The sequence below is a fragment of the Streptomyces sp. NPDC052114 genome (assembly GCF_040680155.1).
Classification (GTDB): domain Bacteria; phylum Actinomycetota; class Actinomycetes; order Streptomycetales; family Streptomycetaceae; genus Streptomyces.
Genome location: NZ_JBFAWC010000003.1, coordinates 361,014 through 378,141, shown reverse-complemented (window position 1 = coordinate 378,141; position 17,128 = coordinate 361,014). Strand labels below are relative to the sequence as shown.

Annotated in this window: 13 protein-coding genes; 8 read left to right on the top strand and 5 right to left on the bottom strand. The window is 72.5% G+C overall.

Annotation, left to right across the window (positions count from 1 at the left end; genetic code table 11):
* Positions 1-29 precede the first annotated feature (29 nt).
* On the bottom strand, positions 30-1,943 hold the full coding sequence (locus AB0L89_RS08625) for an ABC transporter ATP-binding protein (RefSeq protein WP_365136449.1): 1,914 nt from the start codon (positions 1,941-1,943) through the stop codon (positions 30-32).
* Positions 1,940-3,925: an ABC transporter ATP-binding protein gene (locus tag AB0L89_RS08620; protein WP_365136446.1), complete on the bottom strand. Its 1,986-nt coding sequence runs from the start codon at positions 3,923-3,925 to the stop codon at positions 1,940-1,942. Before AB0L89_RS08620 ends, AB0L89_RS08625 begins: the two co-directional genes overlap by 4 nt.
* Before the next feature lie 198 nt (positions 3,926-4,123).
* On the opposite strand from AB0L89_RS08620, the gene AB0L89_RS08615 reads away from it, so the two are divergent.
* The 4 genes from AB0L89_RS08615 to AB0L89_RS08600 are packed head-to-tail and all read left to right on the top strand — an operon-like array spanning position 4,124 to position 7,730.
* The gene (locus tag AB0L89_RS08615; protein WP_365136444.1) at positions 4,124-5,026 is read left to right on the top strand and encodes an ABC transporter ATP-binding protein; all 903 of its coding nucleotides are present in this window, start codon (positions 4,124-4,126) and stop codon (positions 5,024-5,026) included.
* On the top strand, positions 5,023-5,802 hold the full coding sequence (locus tag AB0L89_RS08610; RefSeq protein ID WP_365136441.1) for an ABC transporter permease: 780 nt from the start codon (positions 5,023-5,025) through the stop codon (positions 5,800-5,802). Before AB0L89_RS08615 ends, AB0L89_RS08610 begins: the two co-directional genes overlap by 4 nt.
* A 43-nt stretch (positions 5,803-5,845) precedes the next feature.
* On the top strand, positions 5,846-7,108 hold the full coding sequence (locus AB0L89_RS08605; protein WP_365136439.1) for a sensor histidine kinase: 1,263 nt from the start codon (positions 5,846-5,848) through the stop codon (positions 7,106-7,108).
* Positions 7,098-7,730, top strand: a complete 633-nt coding sequence (locus tag AB0L89_RS08600) for a response regulator transcription factor (protein WP_365136437.1) — start codon at positions 7,098-7,100, stop codon at positions 7,728-7,730. Before AB0L89_RS08605 ends, AB0L89_RS08600 begins: the two co-directional genes overlap by 11 nt.
* Positions 7,731-7,734: 4 nt before the next feature.
* Here the strand turns inward: AB0L89_RS08600 and AB0L89_RS08595 are convergent, their stop codons facing one another.
* The 3 genes from AB0L89_RS08595 to glgX all read right to left on the bottom strand — a co-directional run bounded on the left by AB0L89_RS08595 (position 7,735) and on the right by glgX (position 12,629).
* A complete protein-coding gene (locus AB0L89_RS08595; protein WP_365136434.1) occupies positions 7,735-9,105 on the bottom strand; it encodes a carbohydrate-binding protein in 1,371 nt (456 codons plus the stop codon).
* A gap of 149 nt (positions 9,106-9,254) precedes the next feature.
* The gene (locus AB0L89_RS08590) at positions 9,255-10,208 is read right to left on the bottom strand and encodes a LysR family transcriptional regulator (RefSeq protein WP_365136431.1); all 954 of its coding nucleotides are present in this window, start codon (positions 10,206-10,208) and stop codon (positions 9,255-9,257) included.
* Positions 10,209-10,331: 123 nt separating this feature from the next.
* A complete protein-coding gene (glgX, locus tag AB0L89_RS08585) occupies positions 10,332-12,629 on the bottom strand; it encodes a glycogen debranching protein GlgX (protein WP_365136428.1) in 2,298 nt (765 codons plus the stop codon).
* Positions 12,630-12,856: 227 nt separating this feature from the next.
* Between glgX and AB0L89_RS08580 the strand changes: the two genes are divergently transcribed.
* From AB0L89_RS08580 to AB0L89_RS08565, 4 genes are all read left to right on the top strand, one after another.
* Positions 12,857-13,996, top strand: coding sequence for an Ig-like domain-containing protein (locus AB0L89_RS08580; RefSeq protein WP_365136425.1), 1,140 nt, complete (start codon positions 12,857-12,859; stop codon positions 13,994-13,996).
* A gap of 230 nt (positions 13,997-14,226) precedes the next feature.
* The gene (locus tag AB0L89_RS08575; RefSeq protein ID WP_365136422.1) at positions 14,227-15,468 is read left to right on the top strand and encodes an Ig-like domain-containing protein; all 1,242 of its coding nucleotides are present in this window, start codon (positions 14,227-14,229) and stop codon (positions 15,466-15,468) included.
* A 101-nt stretch (positions 15,469-15,569) separates the two neighbouring features.
* Positions 15,570-16,337, top strand: coding sequence for an enoyl-CoA hydratase-related protein (locus tag AB0L89_RS08570; protein WP_365136419.1), 768 nt, complete (start codon positions 15,570-15,572; stop codon positions 16,335-16,337).
* Between the two features lie 286 nt (positions 16,338-16,623).
* Positions 16,624-17,127 (top strand): ATP-binding protein, encoded by a 504-nt coding sequence (locus tag AB0L89_RS08565; RefSeq protein WP_365136416.1) that lies wholly within the window; start codon positions 16,624-16,626, stop codon positions 17,125-17,127.
* The last annotated feature ends 1 nt before the right edge of the window (position 17,128 follow it).

Sequence of the window (17,128 nt, the reverse complement as noted above, 5' to 3'; positions counted from 1 at the left end):
CCCGTGGATCACCCCGCGGCACCCGGCGATCAGCCCACCACACTGTCCCGCCAGGCGCGGTGCAGGTCGGCGAACGAGCCCTCGCCCGCGATCAGTTCGCCGGGGCTGCCGTCCTCCACGACCCGGCCGTGCTCCATGACGAGCACCCGGTCGGCGATCTCCACCGTGGAGAGCCGGTGGGCGATCACCACGGCGGTGCGGCCGCGCAGCACCGTGTCCATGGCGCGCTGCACGGCGCGCTCGCCGGGGATGTCCAGCGAGCTGGTCGCCTCGTCGAGGATCAGCACCGCCGGGTCGGCGAGCAGGGCCCGCGCGAAGGCCACCAACTGCCGCTGGCCCGCCGAGATCCGGCCACCGCGCTTGCGCACGTCGGTGTCGTACCCGTCGGGCAGCGAGACGATGAAGTCATGGGCGCCGATCGCCCTGGCGGCGCTCTCGATCTCCTCGCGGGTGGCGTCGGGCCGGCCGATCGCGATGTTCTCCGCGACGGTCCCGGAGAACAGGAACGCCTCCTGCGTCACCATCACGACACCGCGCCGCAGCTCGGTGCCCGACAGCTCGCGCAGGTCGACGCCGTCGAGGAGGACGCGGCCCTCGGTGGGGTCGTAGAAGCGGGCGAGCAGCTTGGCGAGCGTGGACTTGCCGGCGCCGGTGGAGCCGACCACGGCGACGGTCTGCCCGGCGGGCAGCGTCAGGTCGAAGCGGGGCAGCACCTCGCCGCCGGTGCGGTAGGCGAACCGCACGCCGTCGAAGCGGACCTCGCGGCCCGGGTGCTCGGACGCCCGTGCGGGCAGCGGGCGCGTGAGGGCGGGCGCGGGCTCGGGGACGGTCGGGGTCTGGGCGAGGAGACCCGCGATCTTCTCCAGGGAAGCGGCCGCCGACTGGTAGGAGTTGAGGAACATGCCGAGCCGGTCGATCGGGTCGTACAGGCGCCGCAGGTACAGCACGGCGGCGGCGAGCACGCCGAGCGCGAGCGAGCCCTCGGCGACGCGGTACGCGCCCCACAGCACGATGGCCGCGACCGCGGTGTTGGCGACGAGCCGGGAGCCGACCACATAGCGGGCCATCTCCAGCATCGCGTTGCCGTTGGTCCGCTCGTGCCGGCGGTTGAGCACGGCGAACTCCGCGTCGTTGGCCCGCTCCCTGCGGAAGGCCCGTACCGGCCGGATGCCGTTCATGGTCTCGGCGAACTTCACGATGACGGCGGCGATCGCGGTCGAGCGTTCGCGGAACATCGCGCCCGCGCGCCGCTGGTAGAGGCGTACGAGGAGGTACAGCGGCACGAACGACGCCACCGCGACCGCGCCGAGCCCGAGGTCCAGCCAGAGCAGCATCGCCGAGATGTAGACGAAGGACAGCAGGACCGTGATCAGCTCCTGGAGGCCCTCGCTGAGCAGTTCGCGCAGCGACTCCACGTCGGTGGTGGAGCGGGAGATGATCCGGCCCGAGGTGTACCGCTCGTGGAAGTCGACGCTGAGCGCCTGCGCGTGCCGGAAGATACGGCCGCGCAGATCGAGCAGCGCGTCCTGGTTGACGCGCGCAGAGGCGGCGATGAAGGCGTACTGGAGCGCGCCCGCGGCGGCCGCGCAGAGCAGATAGCCGACGGCGACGGCGATCAGCGGGCCGTAGTCGTCGGCGCGCACGGCGGGCACGCCGCGGTCGATGGCGTACGCGACGAGCAGCGGCCCCGCCTGGACGACGGCCTGCTGCACGAGGAGCAGCACGGTGGCCAGGACCACGCGGCGGCGCAGCGGCGAGAGCAGGGAGCGCAGCAGCGCGAGGGTCGCGCCGGGCGGCGCGGGCAACTCGTCCTTGTCGAAAGGGTCGTCGGGCGCGTCGGCGGCGGCGGTGCCGTCCGGCAGGTCGCCGGGGCCGTCGCCGTCCTGGTCCTCCTCGCGGCGGGGCTTCGCGGTCCACGGCGTGGACGTCGACGAGGTGGTCATCGGGCAGCCTCCTCGGCAGTGCGGGCGGCTCCGGCCGCCGGGCCGTCGGTCTCGCTGGTCGGGTGGTCGGTCCCGTCGGTCGGGCGGTCGGGCCCGGCGCCGGACATCAGCCAGGCGTACTCCGCGTTCTCCCGCAGGAGTTCGTGGTGGGTGCCGACGGCGGCGACGCGGCCGCCGGACAGCAGGGCCACACGGTCCGCGAGCAGGACGGTGGAGGGCCGGTGCGCCACGACCAGCGCCGTCGTGTCCGCGAGGACCCGCCGCAGCGCCGCCTCCACCAGCGCCTCCGTGTGCACGTCGAGCGCGGAGAGCGGATCGTCGAGGACCAGGAAGCGGGGGCGGCCCACCACCGCGCGGGCCAGGGCCAGGCGCTGGCGCTGGCCGCCGGACAGGCTCAGGCCCTGCTCGCCGACCTGGGTGGCGGTGCCCTGCGGCAGGGTGTGCGCGAAGCCGGCCTGCGCGACGTCGAGGGCGCGGCCCAGCGCGGCGTCGTCCGCGGTCTCCTCGGCGCCCATCAGGACGTTCTCGCCGACCGTGGCGGAGAAGAGGGTCGGCTCCTCGAAGGCGACGGCCACGAGGGTGCGCAGCCGCTCGCGGTCCATCGCCGTGACGTCCTCGCCGTCCAGGGTGATGCGGCCGCCGGTGATCTCGTGCAGCCGGGGGACGAGCGCGGTGAGCGTCGTCTTGCCGCTGCCCGTGGCGCCGACCAGGGCCATGGTCTCGCCGGAGCGGATGTGGAGGTCGACGTGGTCGAGGACGGGGGGCGTGTCCGGTGCCGCGTCGGGATATCTGAACTCCACGTCGTGGAAGCGGAGTCCGTGGTCCGCGGGGGTGTGCGCGGCGCCGGGCGCCGGGTCGCCTGCCGCAGGGGTGTCGTGCGTCGGGCCGTCCTCCGCTGCCGTCCCGGTCCCCTTCTCGGTCCCCGCCCCCTTCGCCGTAGCCGTAGCCGTAGCCGTAGCCGTAGCCGTAGCCGTGGCCACCGCCCGGTCCTCCGGCTCCGCGTCCATCACCTCGAAGTACCGCTCCGTGGCCGTCGCCGACTCCTGGCACATCGCCAGCAGGAAGCCGATCGACTCCACCGGCCAGCGCAGCGCGAGTGCCGTCGACAGGAAGGCGACCAGCGTGCCCGCCGACAGGTCGCCGTCGGCGACCCGCACCGTGCCGAGCACCAGCGCCGCCCCGATCGCGGCCTCCGGCAGCGCCATGATCACGGCGTTGATCGCGGCGAGGATCCGCGCCTTGGCCAGCTCGGTGCCGCGCAGCGTGTGCGCCAGCTCGCGAAAGGCCCGCGCCTGACTGCGGTGGCGGCCGAAGCCCTTGATGATGCGGATGCCGAGCACGCTCTCCTCGACGACCGTCGTCAGATCGCCCACCTGGTCCTGCGCCTGCCGCGCCACCGAGACGAACCGCCCCTCGTAATACGCGAGGGCGATCACCATCGGCGCCACGGGGGCGAGCAGCACCAGCCCCAGCGTGAACTCCTGGCCGAGCAGGATGATCACGCCGACGACGATGGTCGCGCCGTTCACCAGCAGGAACGTCATCGGGAAGGCGAGGAACATGCGCAGCAGCATCAGGTCCGTGGTGCCGCGCGAGAGCAACTGCCCCGAGGCCCAGCGGTCGTGGAAGGCCACGGGGAGCCGCTGGAGATGCCGGAAGAGGTGCGCCCGCATCGCCGCCTCGACGCTCGCCAGGGGCCGCGCGACCAGCCACCGCCGCAGCCCGAAGAGCAGCGCCTCCGCGATACCGAGCACAAGCAGCAGGAGCGCCCCCAGCCACACCCCCTTCGGGTCGCGGTCGGCCACCGGGCCGTCCACCATCCACTTCAGTACGAGGGGGAAGACCAGGCCCGTACAGGAGGCGATGATCGCGACGAATGCCGCGGTGAACAGGCGTGTTCGGACCGGGCGCACGTAGGGCCACAGCCTCAGCAGCGTCCGGACGGTGGAACGATCCTTGGCAGGTGCATCTGATTTCGGCATCAGGGGCGAGCCTACGGATTGCCACTGACAGAGCCCACCGAGTTTTCCGCTCCGCGAGAGCCCTCACCGGACAGGAGCCGGCCCCGTCCGTCCCCCTGCGCGCAGCCGGGTCGTACCCCGCCATCAACCGATCGGCTGATGCGCCTTCGAGCGCGACGGACGATGTCCGCACCCCCCTCCGCCGGGGATTCTCGACGCATGCCCCTGATCGAAGTGCACGACATCCAGAAGGCCTACGGCGGCCGCACCGTCGTCGACGGCGTCTCCTTCGCCGTGGAGGAGGGTGAGATCTTCGGCATCCTCGGACCCAACGGCGCCGGCAAGACCACCACCGTCGAATGCGTGGAGGGCCTGCGCGTCCCCGACGCCGGCCGCGTCCGCGTCGCCGGTCTCGACCCCGTCGCCGACCACGACCGCCTCACCCGCATCCTCGGCGCCCAGCTCCAGCAGAGCGAACTCCCGGCCAAGCTGACGGTCCGCGAGGCCCTGGAGATGTACGCCGCGTTCTACCCGGACCCCGCCGACTGGCGGGCGCTCGCCGAGCGGTTGCGCCTGACCGACAAGCTCGACAGCCGCTTCGGCAAGCTCTCCGGCGGCCAGAAGCAGCGCCTGTTCATCGCGCTCGGCCTGGTCGGCAACCCGAAGGTGGTCGTCCTCGACGAGCTGACCACCGGCCTCGACCCGCGCGCCCGCCGCGACACCTGGGAGCTCATCGAGGACGTCCGCGACAGCGGCGTCACCGTCCTGCTGGTCACCCACTTCATGGAGGAGGCCCAGCGGCTGTGCGACCGCATCGCGGTCATCGACAAGGGCCGCGTCGCCGCCCTCGACTCGCCCGCGGGCCTGATCAGCCGGGCCGCGAACTCCACCGTCATGTCCTTCACGCCGTCCGCCCCGCTGGACGAGGCCGCCCTCGCCGCGCTGCCCGCCGTCACCTCCGTGCAGCAGCGCGACGGCCGCTACACCCTCAACGGCACCGACGAGACCGTCGACGCCGCCATCACCCTGCTCGCCCGGCACCACATCACCGCCCACCAACTCCGGGTCGCCGACGCCACGTTGGACGACGCGTTCCTCGACCTGACGGGAGCATCGGCATGACCACCGCCGTCGCCGCACCGCACGCCCCTGGGCGGACCAAGGCCTCCTCCGCCGTACTGAAGGCGGAGTTCCGCCTCTTCCGCCGGGAACCCGGCGCCCTCTTCTGGATCATGGCGTTCCCCGCCCTGCTCCTGACGATCCTCGGCTCCATCCCCTCCTTCCGCGACAGCGACCCCTCGCTGGGCGGCCTGCGCCTGGTCGACGTGTACGTCCCCGTGACGGTGCTCCTCTCGCTGATCATGGCGGGCCTGCAGGCCATGCCGCCGCTCATCACCGGCTACCGCGAGCGCGGCATCCTGCGCCGCATGTCCACCACGCCGGTCCGCCCCTCCGCCGTCCTCGGCGCGCAGATGGGCCTGCACGGCGCGGGCGCCCTCGTCTCCGCCCTGCTCTCCCTGGCCGTGGGCCGCCTCGTCTTCGACGTCGCCCTGCCGCGCCAGGCCTTCGGCTACGCCCTCGCGCTGCTCCTCGCCGTCCTGTCCGGGCTCGCCCTCGGCGCCCTGGTCTCCGCGCTCGCCCGCACCACGAAGGCCGCGACCGCCATCGGCTCCGCCGTCTTCTTCCCCTCGATGTTCAGCGCGGGCGTCTGGCTGCCCGTGCAGGCCATGCCCGACGCGCTCGCCCGCGTCGTGGAGGTCACGCCGCTCGGTGCCGCCGCGCAGGCCCTGGGCGACGCGGCGGCCGGCGACTGGCCGGGCTGGACGCAGCTGGGCGTGCTCGTGGCGTGGACGGTGCTCCTGTCGGCCGGGGCCGCGCGCTGGTTCCGGTGGGAGTGACCGACGGACCCGGGGGACCATGGCCGACACTGGGACGGTGAACATGAGTACGACCGACGCCGTCACCGCCATCGAACGGCGCTGGACCGTCTTCCACCGCTGGGGCCCCTACGCCCTCCTGGCCTTCAGCGTCGTCATGGGGCTCGCCACCGGAGACGTCGTCGGCATGGACCGCGCCGACTGGCTCGTGTCCTGGACCCTGATCGCCGCGGCCGTGGCCCTCCAGCTGTGGTGGGGCGCCCTCGCCCCCGCCCGGCCCGACCCCTCGGCCGCGGGCATCCTCTACTACGTCCTGCGCTGGGCGATCGCCTTCGTCCTCACCTGGATCAACCCGTTCTTCGCGTTCTACGCCGTCGTCGGCTACTTCGGCGCCGAGCGGCTGGTGCCCCCGCGCCTGGTCAAGCCCTGCCTGTTCGCCACCGCGATCACCATGTCGGGCTCCCAGTCCGGCGGACTGCCGCCCGACGGCGAACTCGGCTGGAGCGTCTTCGGCGGGCTGATCGCGGTGAACACCGCGCTGCTCAGCGTCTTCGCCCACCTCGCCGCCCAGGAGGACGACCGCGCCCGCGCCCAGGCCGCCACCATCGCCGAGCTGGAGCGCACCAACACCGCGCTCCAGGAGGCCCTGGACGAGAACGCCGCGCTGCACTCCCAGCTCCTGGTCCAGGCGCGGGAGGCCGGCGTCGCCGACGAGCGCCGCCGCCTCGCCGCCGAAATCCACGACACCATCGCCCAGGGCCTGACCGGCATCATCGCCCAGCTCCAGGTCGTCGCGGGCACCGAGGACCGGGAGCTGGCCGGCGAACACCTCGGCCGCGCCGCCGCCCTGGCCCGGCACAGCCTGGGCGAGGCCCGCCGCTCCGTGCACAACCTCTCCCCGGCGGCCCTGGAGCACGACACGCTCCCCGGGGCGCTGAAGAAGACCGTCGCCGAATGGGGCGAACGCACCGGCGTCCGCGCCGACTTCACGCTCACCGGCACCGCCGAGCCCCTCCACGACGAGATCGCCGCGACGCTCCTGCGCATCGTCCAGGAAGCCCTGTCCAACACCGCCTGGCACGCCGCCGCCACGCGCCTCGGCGTCACCCTGTCCTTCATGGGCGACGAGGTCACCCTGGACGTGCGCGACGACGGCCGCGGCTTCGCACCGGGCTCCCTGCCCGCCCGCTCCGGCACCGGCGGCTTCGGCCTCGGCGGCATGCGGGCCCGCGCCGAGCGCATCGCGGGCTCCCTCACCGTGGAGTCGGAACCGGGCGGCGGGACCGCGGTGTCGGCTCGCGTACCGTTGGTGCGCCATGAGCCCTGAACCGATCACCCTCATCGTCGTGGACGACCACCCCGTCGTCCGCGACGGCCTGCGCGGCATGTTCCAGTCGGACCCCGGCTTCCGGGTGCTCGGCGAGGCGTCCGACGGCGTCGAGGCCGTGACCCTGGCCGCCGAACTCGACCCGGACGTCGTCCTGATGGACCTGCGCATGCCCGGCGGGGGCGGCGTCGACGCGATCGCCGAGCTCACCCGCCGCGGCGCCCGCGCCCGCGTCCTGGTCCTCACCACCTACGACACGGACTCCGACACGCTGCCCGCGATCGAGGCGGGCGCCACCGGCTATCTGCTCAAGGACGCCCCGCGCGACGAGCTGTTCACCGCGGTGCGCGCCGCCGCCGAGGGCCGCACCGTCCTCTCGCCCGCCGTCGCCTCCCGCCTCGTCTCACGCGTGCGCGCCCCCGGCAACGAACCGCTGAGCACCCGGGAAAGGGAAGTGCTCGCGCTCGTCGCCAAGGGCACGTCGAACCGCGCGATCGCCGCGGAACTCTTCATCAGCGAGGCCACGGTCAAGACCCATCTCACCCACATCTACGGCAAGCTGGGTGTCAACGACCGTGCCGCGGCCGTCGCGACGGCGTACAGCCGCGGCATCCTCGGCTGACCGGCTACGCCTGCTGCCAGAGCGCCGGCGTGTTCGGCGGCTCCCAGCCCGGCTGCGCCTGGTGCGGCTGGAGGCAGCGGTAGGTCGAGCCGCCATAGGTGACCGTGTCGCCCGCGGCGTACACCTTGCCCGCGGACCAGGTGCCGCCCGGCTCACCGGGGTCCGGGTCGCCGCCGCCCCCCGTCGTCTTCAGCGTCAGGCCGTACTGCTGGAGCAGCGGATTGATCGGCTGGTGGAAGGTCTCGCCGCCGCTGGAGCAGTTGCCCGAACCGCCCGAGGTGACCCCCTGCGCCTGGCTCCCGGAGATGTAGGAGCCGCCCGAGTCGCCCGGCTCGGCGCAGACCGTCGTCCTGGTCACGCCGCTGATGGTGCCCTCGGGATAGGTGACGCTGGTGTTGTGCTGCGAGATCGTCCCGCAGTGCCACCCCGTAGTGGAGCCGGACCGGCAGATCGACGCACCCACCGGGGACTGCGTGGAGCCCCCGACGCCGATCCGCTGGCCGCCCTGGCCCTTCACGTACGGGGTGGCGGTCCACTGCGAGTTGGTGGCGACCCAGGCCATGTCCCGGCCAGGGAAGATGGATGCCTGGAACGTGCCCTGGGCCACCTGGTTGTAGCCGCTCGTCGCGGTGCCCGCGCGCCCGCAGTGGCCCGCCGTCGCGAAGCCCTGCTGGGTGCCCTTGGTGATCGGGAAGCCGATCGAGCAGCGGCCGCCGCCCATGTAGTACGCCTCGCCGCCCACGAGGTCGTAGAAGGGGCGCGGCCGTTCCTTGGCCTTCGCCACGCGGACGAGCGAGGAGTCCACGCCCGCCGCCGCGACGAGACGGTCGGCGGCGGAGGCCTTGACGGCCCGCACCACGACCGCGTTGGAGCGCACGTCGACGTACCAGACGGGCGCGTCCCGCGTCGCCGTCCGCTCGGCCGCCCGGTCCAGCTTCGCCTTCGCGGCGTCCAGCTGGGCGGTGGTGTGGCGCACGACCTTCGCCCGGGCGCCCCGCGCCTCGATCGCGGGGACCTCGGCGGCGTCGGTGGTGGCCACGGTGAGCCGGTCGGAGGTGGTGCCGTGCACCCAGGCGCCGGCGAACGTGCCGCCGAGCGCCTGGTGCAGCGAGCCCGCGACGGCGCCGGCCTCGGCCTCGTTGACCAGACGGGCCTTGGCCTGCGCCGACGTGAGGCCGAGGTCGCGCTGCATGGCCTGCAAGACTCCGGGAGAGGTCTTGGAGACGGCGGCGCTCTCGGCGGGGGAGAGGGACGGGGAGGCGGAGGGGTCGGTCTGTGCCGACGCGGTGCCGGACAGACCGGCGAGGACCAGCGCACCGGCCGCGGCGAACGCGGCACACGCCGCGGTGACGCGTCTGTGGTGGGTGGGGAGCATGCGAGGTCTCCTCGGTGTACCAGGGACGAGCGGGGATCGCCCACACCGTAGAAGCCTCAACTGCCCCTCAGAAGCTGTCAGTCGACCCCGGTACACGGCGTTATGGAAGCCGGACCGGCGCATTCCGGTGTGCCCGCCGCCGACACGTGTCAGGACTGTGGCGGCGACGGTTCGGCGAGCCAGGCCGTGTAGCTCTCGCTGCGGGCCGCGGCCTCCGCGTGCGCGGCGCGCGCCTGGGCGAACACCGCCGCCGCCGTGTCGTGCGCCGGGGCCGCGGGATGCCAGCCCAGCAGATGCCGCCAGTACAGCGGCGCCCCCGCGAGCGGCCGCGTCACCAGGCCCGGCGTCGGCGGGAACGTCGCCCGGCACAGCCCCACCGCCCGCCCCACCTGCACCAGATGGACGCACGAGGCGACATCCGTCTCGTACACCCGCGTCGGCGTGAACCCGGCGCGGGCGCACGCCGCGCTGAAGCAGTCCGCGAAACAGCCGTCGCCCGGCACGTCCGTCCACGCCTCGCCCGCGAGCAGCGCCAGGTCGATCTCCTGGCAGTCGGCCAGTGGATGACCGGTGGGCAGCATGACGAAGACGGGGTCACGGGCCACCTCGCGCCACACCAGGAGCTCGTTCTCCGGCGGCCGGCTCGCCCCGCACGTGCCGACCAGCGCGAAGTCCAGGCGCCCGTCCGCCGTGCGCGCCGCGATCTCCCGCTCCGACCACGAGGTGTGCGTCGTCACCGGCACTCCCGGGTGCGCGGCGGCCAGCCGGTCCACCAGCGCGCCGAGCAGCGGCCCGTGGATGCCGCCGAGCCGGAACCCGGCCCCGCCCTCCCACGTCTGCGCGAACCGCCGCGCCTCCTCCTTGAGCCCGCTGACCGCCGGGAGCACGACACGGGCCCGCGCGAGCACGAACTCGCCGAGGGCGGTGGCCCGTACACCGTGCCGCCCCCGTTCGAAGAGCTCCCCTCCCAGAGCGCGCTCGATCCTCTTCAACTGCGCGCTCAGCGCGGGCTGGGCGAGCCCGAGCGCGGTGGCGGCCTTGGTCAGGCTGCCCGCTTCGGCGATCGCCCGGATCGTCTTCAGGTGCCGCAACTCCAGGTCCATAAGGTGAGCTTGGGGTGCCTCCAGGTCGGGGGCAAGAGTCAGGTCCGGACCAGAAACGGCCGCCCCGCCGGCCACCGGCGACCCGCGACAGCACCTCAGCCGTCGCCACCCCGTGACAGCACCTCAGCCGTCGGCGACCCGCAACAGCACCACCGAGCGCCCGCCCACCGTCACCGCGCCCCCGGCCGGATGCACGGTGGGCGGCGGCGCCGCCTGGTCCTCCAGGGCCGTGTCCACGACGACCTCGTACGCCTCGGCCCACGGCGGCCCCGGCAGCACGAAGCTCACCGGACCCTCCGCCGCGTGCAGCACCGCGAGGAAGCTGTCGTCGACGACCTGCGCGCCCCGCGCGTCACGGCCGGGAATGTCGCGCCCCGAGAGATACATCCCGAGCGTCGCCGTCGGCGCGTACCAGTCCGCCTCCGTCATCTCCGCGCCGCGCGGCGTGAACCACGCCAGGTCCCGCAGCCCGTCCGCCGAGTGCGCCCGCCCCGAGAAGAACGCCCGGCGCCGCAGCACCGGATGGCGGTGCCGCAGCTCGATCAGCCGTGCCGTGAGCGCGCACAGCTCCCGCCACCCCGGCTCGTCCTTGAGCCCCCAGTCGACCCAGCTGATCTCGTTGTCCTGGCAGTACGCGTTGTTGGACCCGCGCTGCGTACGCCCCATCTCGTCGCCCGCGACCAGCATCGGCACGCCCGTGGACAGCAGCAGCGTCGTCATCAGGTTGCGCAGCTGACGCCGGCGCAGCGCCCCGACCGCCTCGTCGTCGCTCTCGCCCTCGGCGCCGCAGTTCCAGGAGCGGTTGTCGTCGGAGCCGTCCCGGTTGCCCTCGCCGTTGGCCTCGTTGTGCTTGCGCTCGTAGCTCACGAGGTCCCGCAGCGTGAAACCGTCGTGCGCCGTCACGAAGTTCACCGACGCGTACGGCCTGCGCCCGCCCCACGCGTACAGATCGCTCGACCCCGAGAGCCGGTACCCCAGATCCCGTACGTCCGGCAGCGCGCCCCGCCAGAAGTCCCGCACAGCACCCCGGTAGCGGTCGTTCCACTCCGTCCACAGCGGCGGGAACGCCCCCACCTGATAGCCCCCCGACCCCACGTCCCACGGCTCGGCGATCAGCTTCACGCGCCGCAGGACCGGATCCTGCGCGATCACCGCGAGGAACGGCGAGAGCATGTCGACGTCGTGGAACGAGCGCGCGAGCGCCGCCGCCAGGTCGAAGCGGAAGCCGTCCACGCCCATCTCCGTGACCCAGTACCGCAGCGAGTCCGTGATCAGGCGCAGCACGTGCGGCTGGACGACCTGGAGGGTGTTCCCGCAGCCGGTGTAGTCCGCGTACCGCCGCGCGTCGTTCTCCCGCAGCCGGTAGTAGCCGCGGTTGTCGATGCCCTTGAAGGACAGCATCGGGCCCAGCTCGCCGGCCTCGGCCGTGTGGTTGTAGACCACGTCGAGGATGACCTCGATGCCCGCCTCGTGCAGCGCCCGCACCATCCGCCGGAACTCGCCCACCTGTTGGCCGGTGGTCCCCGACGCCGCGTACGCCGCGTGCGGGGCGAAGTAGCCGATCGAGTTGTAGCCCCAGTAGTTGCGCAGGCCCCGGCGCAGCAGATGGTCCTCGTGCGCGAACTGGTGCACCGGAAGCAGCTCGACGGCCGTCACCCCGAGCCGGACGAGATGGTCGAGCGCCGCCGGGTGCGCCAACCCGGCGTACGTGCCGCGCAGTTCCTCCGGGATCCCCGGATGCAGCCTGGTGAAGCCGCGCACGTGCAGTTCGTAGATGACCGAGTCCGCCCACGGCGTCTTGGGGCGCCGGTCGTCGCTCCACTCGTCGTCGGGCGCGTCGTCGTGCACGACCACGCCCTTGGGGACGTACGGCGCCGAGTCCCGGTCGTCGCGCACGGTGTCCGCCACCTGCTGCTGGGGCCAGTCGCGCACATGCCCGTACACCTCGGCGGGCAGCCTGCCGTAGTCGTTGCCCGGACCGCCGTCCACCGCGCGCGCGTACGGATCGAGGAGCAGCTTCGCCGGGTTCCAGCGGGCGCCCGTCCACGGGTCCCAGCGGCCGTGCACCCGGTATCCGTACCGCTGCCCGGGGCGCACGTCCGGCACGAATCCGTGCCAGATCTCATGCGTCAGCTCGGTCAGCCGACAGCGCGTCTCGACGCCCTCCGCGTCGAACAGGCACAGCTCGACCGCCTCCGCACCGCCCGCCCACAGCGCGAAGTTGGTCCCCGCCACACCGTCGGGACCGACCCTGAAGCGGGCCCCCAGCGGCGTCGGCGCACCCGGCCACACCGGCCGCGCCGGCGCCGCGCGGGGCGCGGCCCGCCTGCTTCCGTTCGCCGTGGGGACGACACGTCCGGACGCGCTCCGTCCCCGCGTCCGCGGCTGCTGCACTGCCCCTTGCTCGGGTGCGCTCGACACCTGTCGGCCTCCTGCGGCTCCGTCGGTCGACGCGCGAAGAAGGGCGTACGGCGTCCCGGCCGCGGCTCCCCAAACGTCGTCCTCACCCAGTGTTCTGCCCACCGGGTGCCTCGCACTCACGTTTCCCCAAGCGGGGGACGGTCGTTGGGACCCACGTGAGACAGGTTGCGAGGCGCGCACGGCGCGCAGGGGCCGCGCTGGCCGCCGTACTGACATGGGCAGGCCTCATGGCCGGGGCGGCGGGCTGCTCCGGCGGAGGACTCGACGGATTCCTCGGGAAGCCGCGGTCGCCCGCGGACGCGATCCGCGTGTCGCCCGACGACGACAGCAAGGGCGTCAGAGCCGACGAACGCCTGGAGGTGAAGGTCCCCGACGGCCGCCTGGAGTCGGTGAAGGTCGTCCGGACGCAGGACGCGCAGGAGTTCGAGGTGCCGGGCCGCATCGACGAGGACGGCATGTCCTGGCGGCCCCTGGACGAGGGCCCCCTCGCGCTCGCCGCCACGTACAAGGTCGACGCCGTCGCCCTGGACGGCCACGGCCGCCGCTCCGCCCGGCACACGACCTTCCGTACGTACGTCCCCGACGAGCGCTTCATCGGCTACGTGACGCCGGAGAACCGCGCCACGGTCGGCACCGGCATGATCGTCTCCCTGGAGTTCAACCGGGAGATCGAGAACCGCGCCGCCGTCCAGCGCGCCATCCACGTCACCGCGCACCCGGACGTCGAGATCCGTCCGCACTGGTTCGGCAAGTCCCGCGTCGACTTCCGCCCGGAGAAGTACTGGAAGCCCGGCACCGAGGTCACCGTCGGCCTGCGCCTGCGCGACGTCCAGGCCGCCCCCGGCGTCTACGGCCTCCAGGACAAGAGCTTCTCGTTCACCGTCGGCCGCCACCAGGAATCCCTGGTCGACGCCGCCGCGCACACCATGGAAGTGCGCCGCGACGGCGAGCTGATCTCCACCGTGCCGATCACCGCCGGCGCCCCGAAGACCACCACGTACAACGGAAAGATGGTGGTGACGGAGATGCTGGAGGTGACGCGCATGAACAGCCGCACCGTCGGCTTCGGCGGCGAGTACGACATCCCGGACGTGCCGCACGCGATGCGCCTGACGACCTCCGGCACCTTCCTGCACGGCAACTACTGGTCCCCGGACGCTCCTGGCAATACGAATGTCAGTCATGGCTGCGTGGGCCTGCGCGATGTGAAGGGCGGCAGCTCACAGACGCCCGCGGGCTGGTTCTTCGACCGGAGCCTCATCGGCGACGTCGTCGAGGTGGTCAACAGCGATGACAAGAAGGTCGCTCCTGACAACGGCCTCGGCGGCTGGAACATGGAATGGAAGGACTGGGTCAAGAACGGCTGATCCCACCGGAGATCGCCAGGTGATCGGCGGGTGATCCCCCGGTGGCCGGCCGACGACCACCAGGTGATCATGGTCTGCCCGCACCCCCGGGGCAGTTGGGACCGAACGGTGACATTGGCGGGGACTCACCCCCCGGCACCGTGTGGTTATCTATCGCTTGCGCGTGTCCGAAACGCGCAGGTGCACTGGGGTGCGGGCCTGGACCAGGCCGTGCGAGGGGAGACGACATCTTGAACGGGCGACCGATACCGGGGACGTCGGTTGGCGCGCGCGGGCGCGCGGGGCGCGGCGGGGCGCGGAATCTGGCGGCGGCGGTGGCGTCGGGGGCGGCGCTGCTGCTCGTCGCGGCATGCGGGGGAGGCGGCTCGGACTCGGGCGGCGACGGCAAGGGCAAGGCCGACGAGAACGCCCCCTCGGCGGCCGTGGTGACCATAGCCCCCAAGGACGGCGCGGACGCGGTGGCCACCAGCGGCGCCCTGAAGATATCCGCAGACAAGGGCAAGCTCTCCGAGGTCAAGGTCGAGGACAGCAAGGGCAACCCCGTCCCCGGCCGGATCACCTCCGGCGGCGCCAGCTGGACGCCCGCGCACCACCTCGCGGCCGCCACGAAGTACAAGGTCCACGCGGTGGCCAAGGACTCCGAGGGCCGCGCCTCCGCCAAGGACACCGCCTTCACGACGCTGACCCCGAAGAACACCTTCATCGGCCAGTTCAACCCGGAGGACGGTTCGAAGGTCGGCGTCGGGATGCCGTTCTCGGTCAACTTCACGCGCGGCATCACCGACCCGGAGGCCGTGGAGAAGGCCATCGAGATCAAGACCGAGCCGTCGGTGCCCGTCGAGGGCCACTGGTTCGGCAACGACCGCCTCGACTTCCGCCCGGAGAAGTACTGGAAGGCCGGCACGAAGGTCACCGTCAAGCTCAACCTCGACGGCGTCGAGGGCCGGCCGGGCGTCTACGGCAAGCAGAACAAGACCCTGGACTTCACCATCGGCCGCAGCCAGGTCTCCACCGTCGACGCCAAGACGCACCAGATGAAGGTCGTCCGCGACGGCAAGCAGATCAAGAAGATCCCGATCACGGCGGGTGCCCCCGGCACCACGACGTACAACGGCGAGATGGTCATCAGCGAGAAGCTCAAGGTGACCCGGATGAACGGCGACACGGTCGGCTTCGGCGGCGAGTACGACATCAAGGACGTCCCGCACGCGATGCGGCTGTCCACCTCCGGCACGTTCATCCACGGCAACTACTGGTCGGGCGGCGCCTTCGGCAACACCAACGCCAGCCACGGCTGCATAGGCCTGAGCGACGTACGCGGCGGCTACAGCAAGAAGACGCCCGCGGGCTGGTTCTTCGAGAACTCCATGATCGGCGACCTGGTCGTCGTGAAGAACTCCGCCGACAAGAAGATCCAGCCGGAGAACGGCTACAACGGCTGGAACATGCCGTGGGACGAGTGGAAGGCCTAGGCCCTGCCACGGCCCGACGGCCGTCCCTTTCCGAGAGGCCCGGCGCACTGTGACCAAGTGCACCGGGCCTCCCGGCGTTAACCCCCGCTAACGTGCCTGTCATGACTGCACACCTCGAAGTCGACGAAGGCGTCGGCACGATCCGACTCGACCGTCCCCCGATGAACGCCCTGGACATCGCCACCCAGGACCGCCTCAAGGAGCTGGCCGCCGAGGCCACCCGCCGCGACGACGTGCGGGCCGTGGTGATCCACGGCGGCGAGAAGGTGTTCGCGGCCGGCGCGGACATCAAGGAGATGCAGGTGATGGACCACGCGGCGATGATCGCGCGCTCCGGGGCCCTGCAGGACTCCTTCACCGCGGTCGCCCGCATCCCCAAGCCCGTCGTCGCCGCCGTCAACGGCTATGCCCTCGGCGGCGGTTGCGAGCTGGCGCTCTGCGCGGACTTCCGCATCGCCGCCGACAACGCCAAGCTCGGCCAGCCCGAGATCCTGCTCGGTCTGATCCCCGGCGCGGGCGGCACCCAGCGCCTGGCCCGTCTGGTCGGCCCGTCCAAGGCCAAGGACCTCATCTTCACCGGCCGCCAGGTCAAGGCCGACGAGGCGCTCGCCATCGGCCTGGTGGACCGCGTCGTGCCGGCCGCCGAGGTCTACGAGCAGGCGCACGCGTGGGCCGCGCGGCTCGCGCAGGGCCCGGCCATCGCGCTGCGTGCCGCCAAGGAGTCGATCGACACGGGGCTGCAGACCGACCTCGACACCGGGCTCGCCATCGAGCGCACCTGGTTCGCGGGTCTCTTCGCCACGGAGGACCGCGAGCGGGGCATGCGGAGCTTCGTCGAGGAGGGTCCGGGCAAGGCCAAGTTCCTCTGAACGGCCATCCGAACTACCTTCCCTGCAATTGCAGTTGAACGCGCGTCAGCTCCGCTGTCCCCCGAAGGAGCGGTTTGACGCCAACGTGAGAAAGGCTCAAGTCAGCCTGCTCCCGGGCCTTGGGTGATCCGCTCCAAGCGGACGGTCATCGCAGGTCAGAGGCGCTTTTCGCGCCCATTTCTGCCATTGGCATATGACAAACCGGCCCCCCGGAACGGATGGTTCCGGGGGGCTCATTCCTGGGGAACGCCCCCGGAGGACGCTCCGGGCGGCCATGATGGAGGGCATGGCGGGGCTGGAGGGTGACGAACGGTCGCGGCGGCACGGGAGTGCGACCGCGGCGCGCTGGTCGCCGGCGGTTGAGGACGAACACGCGCTCAAGGCACTCGAGTTGTTCGGGAATCCGACGGACGCGGAGGTGCCGCTGCCGTCGCGCCCGGAATCCGCCGCCATCGCGCGCCGGCTCGCGCAGGTCGTCGTCCTGCGTCACTGGGGGCTCTCCCCGAAGCTCACCGAGGACGTCGTCCTCCTCGTCTCCGAACTCGTCGGGAACGCCGTGCGGCACACCGGCGCCCGCGTCTTCGGGCTGCGCATGCAGCGGCGGCGCGGCTGGATCCGCGTCGAGGTGCGCGACCCCTCGCGCGGGCTGCCCTGTCTGATGCCCGTCCACGAGATGGACCTGAGCGGCCGGGGCCTCTTCCTCGTCGACAAGCTCTCCGACCGGTGGGGCGTGGATCTGCTGCCGCGCGGCAAGACGACGTGGTTCGAGATGCGGGTCTCCGACCGCTGAC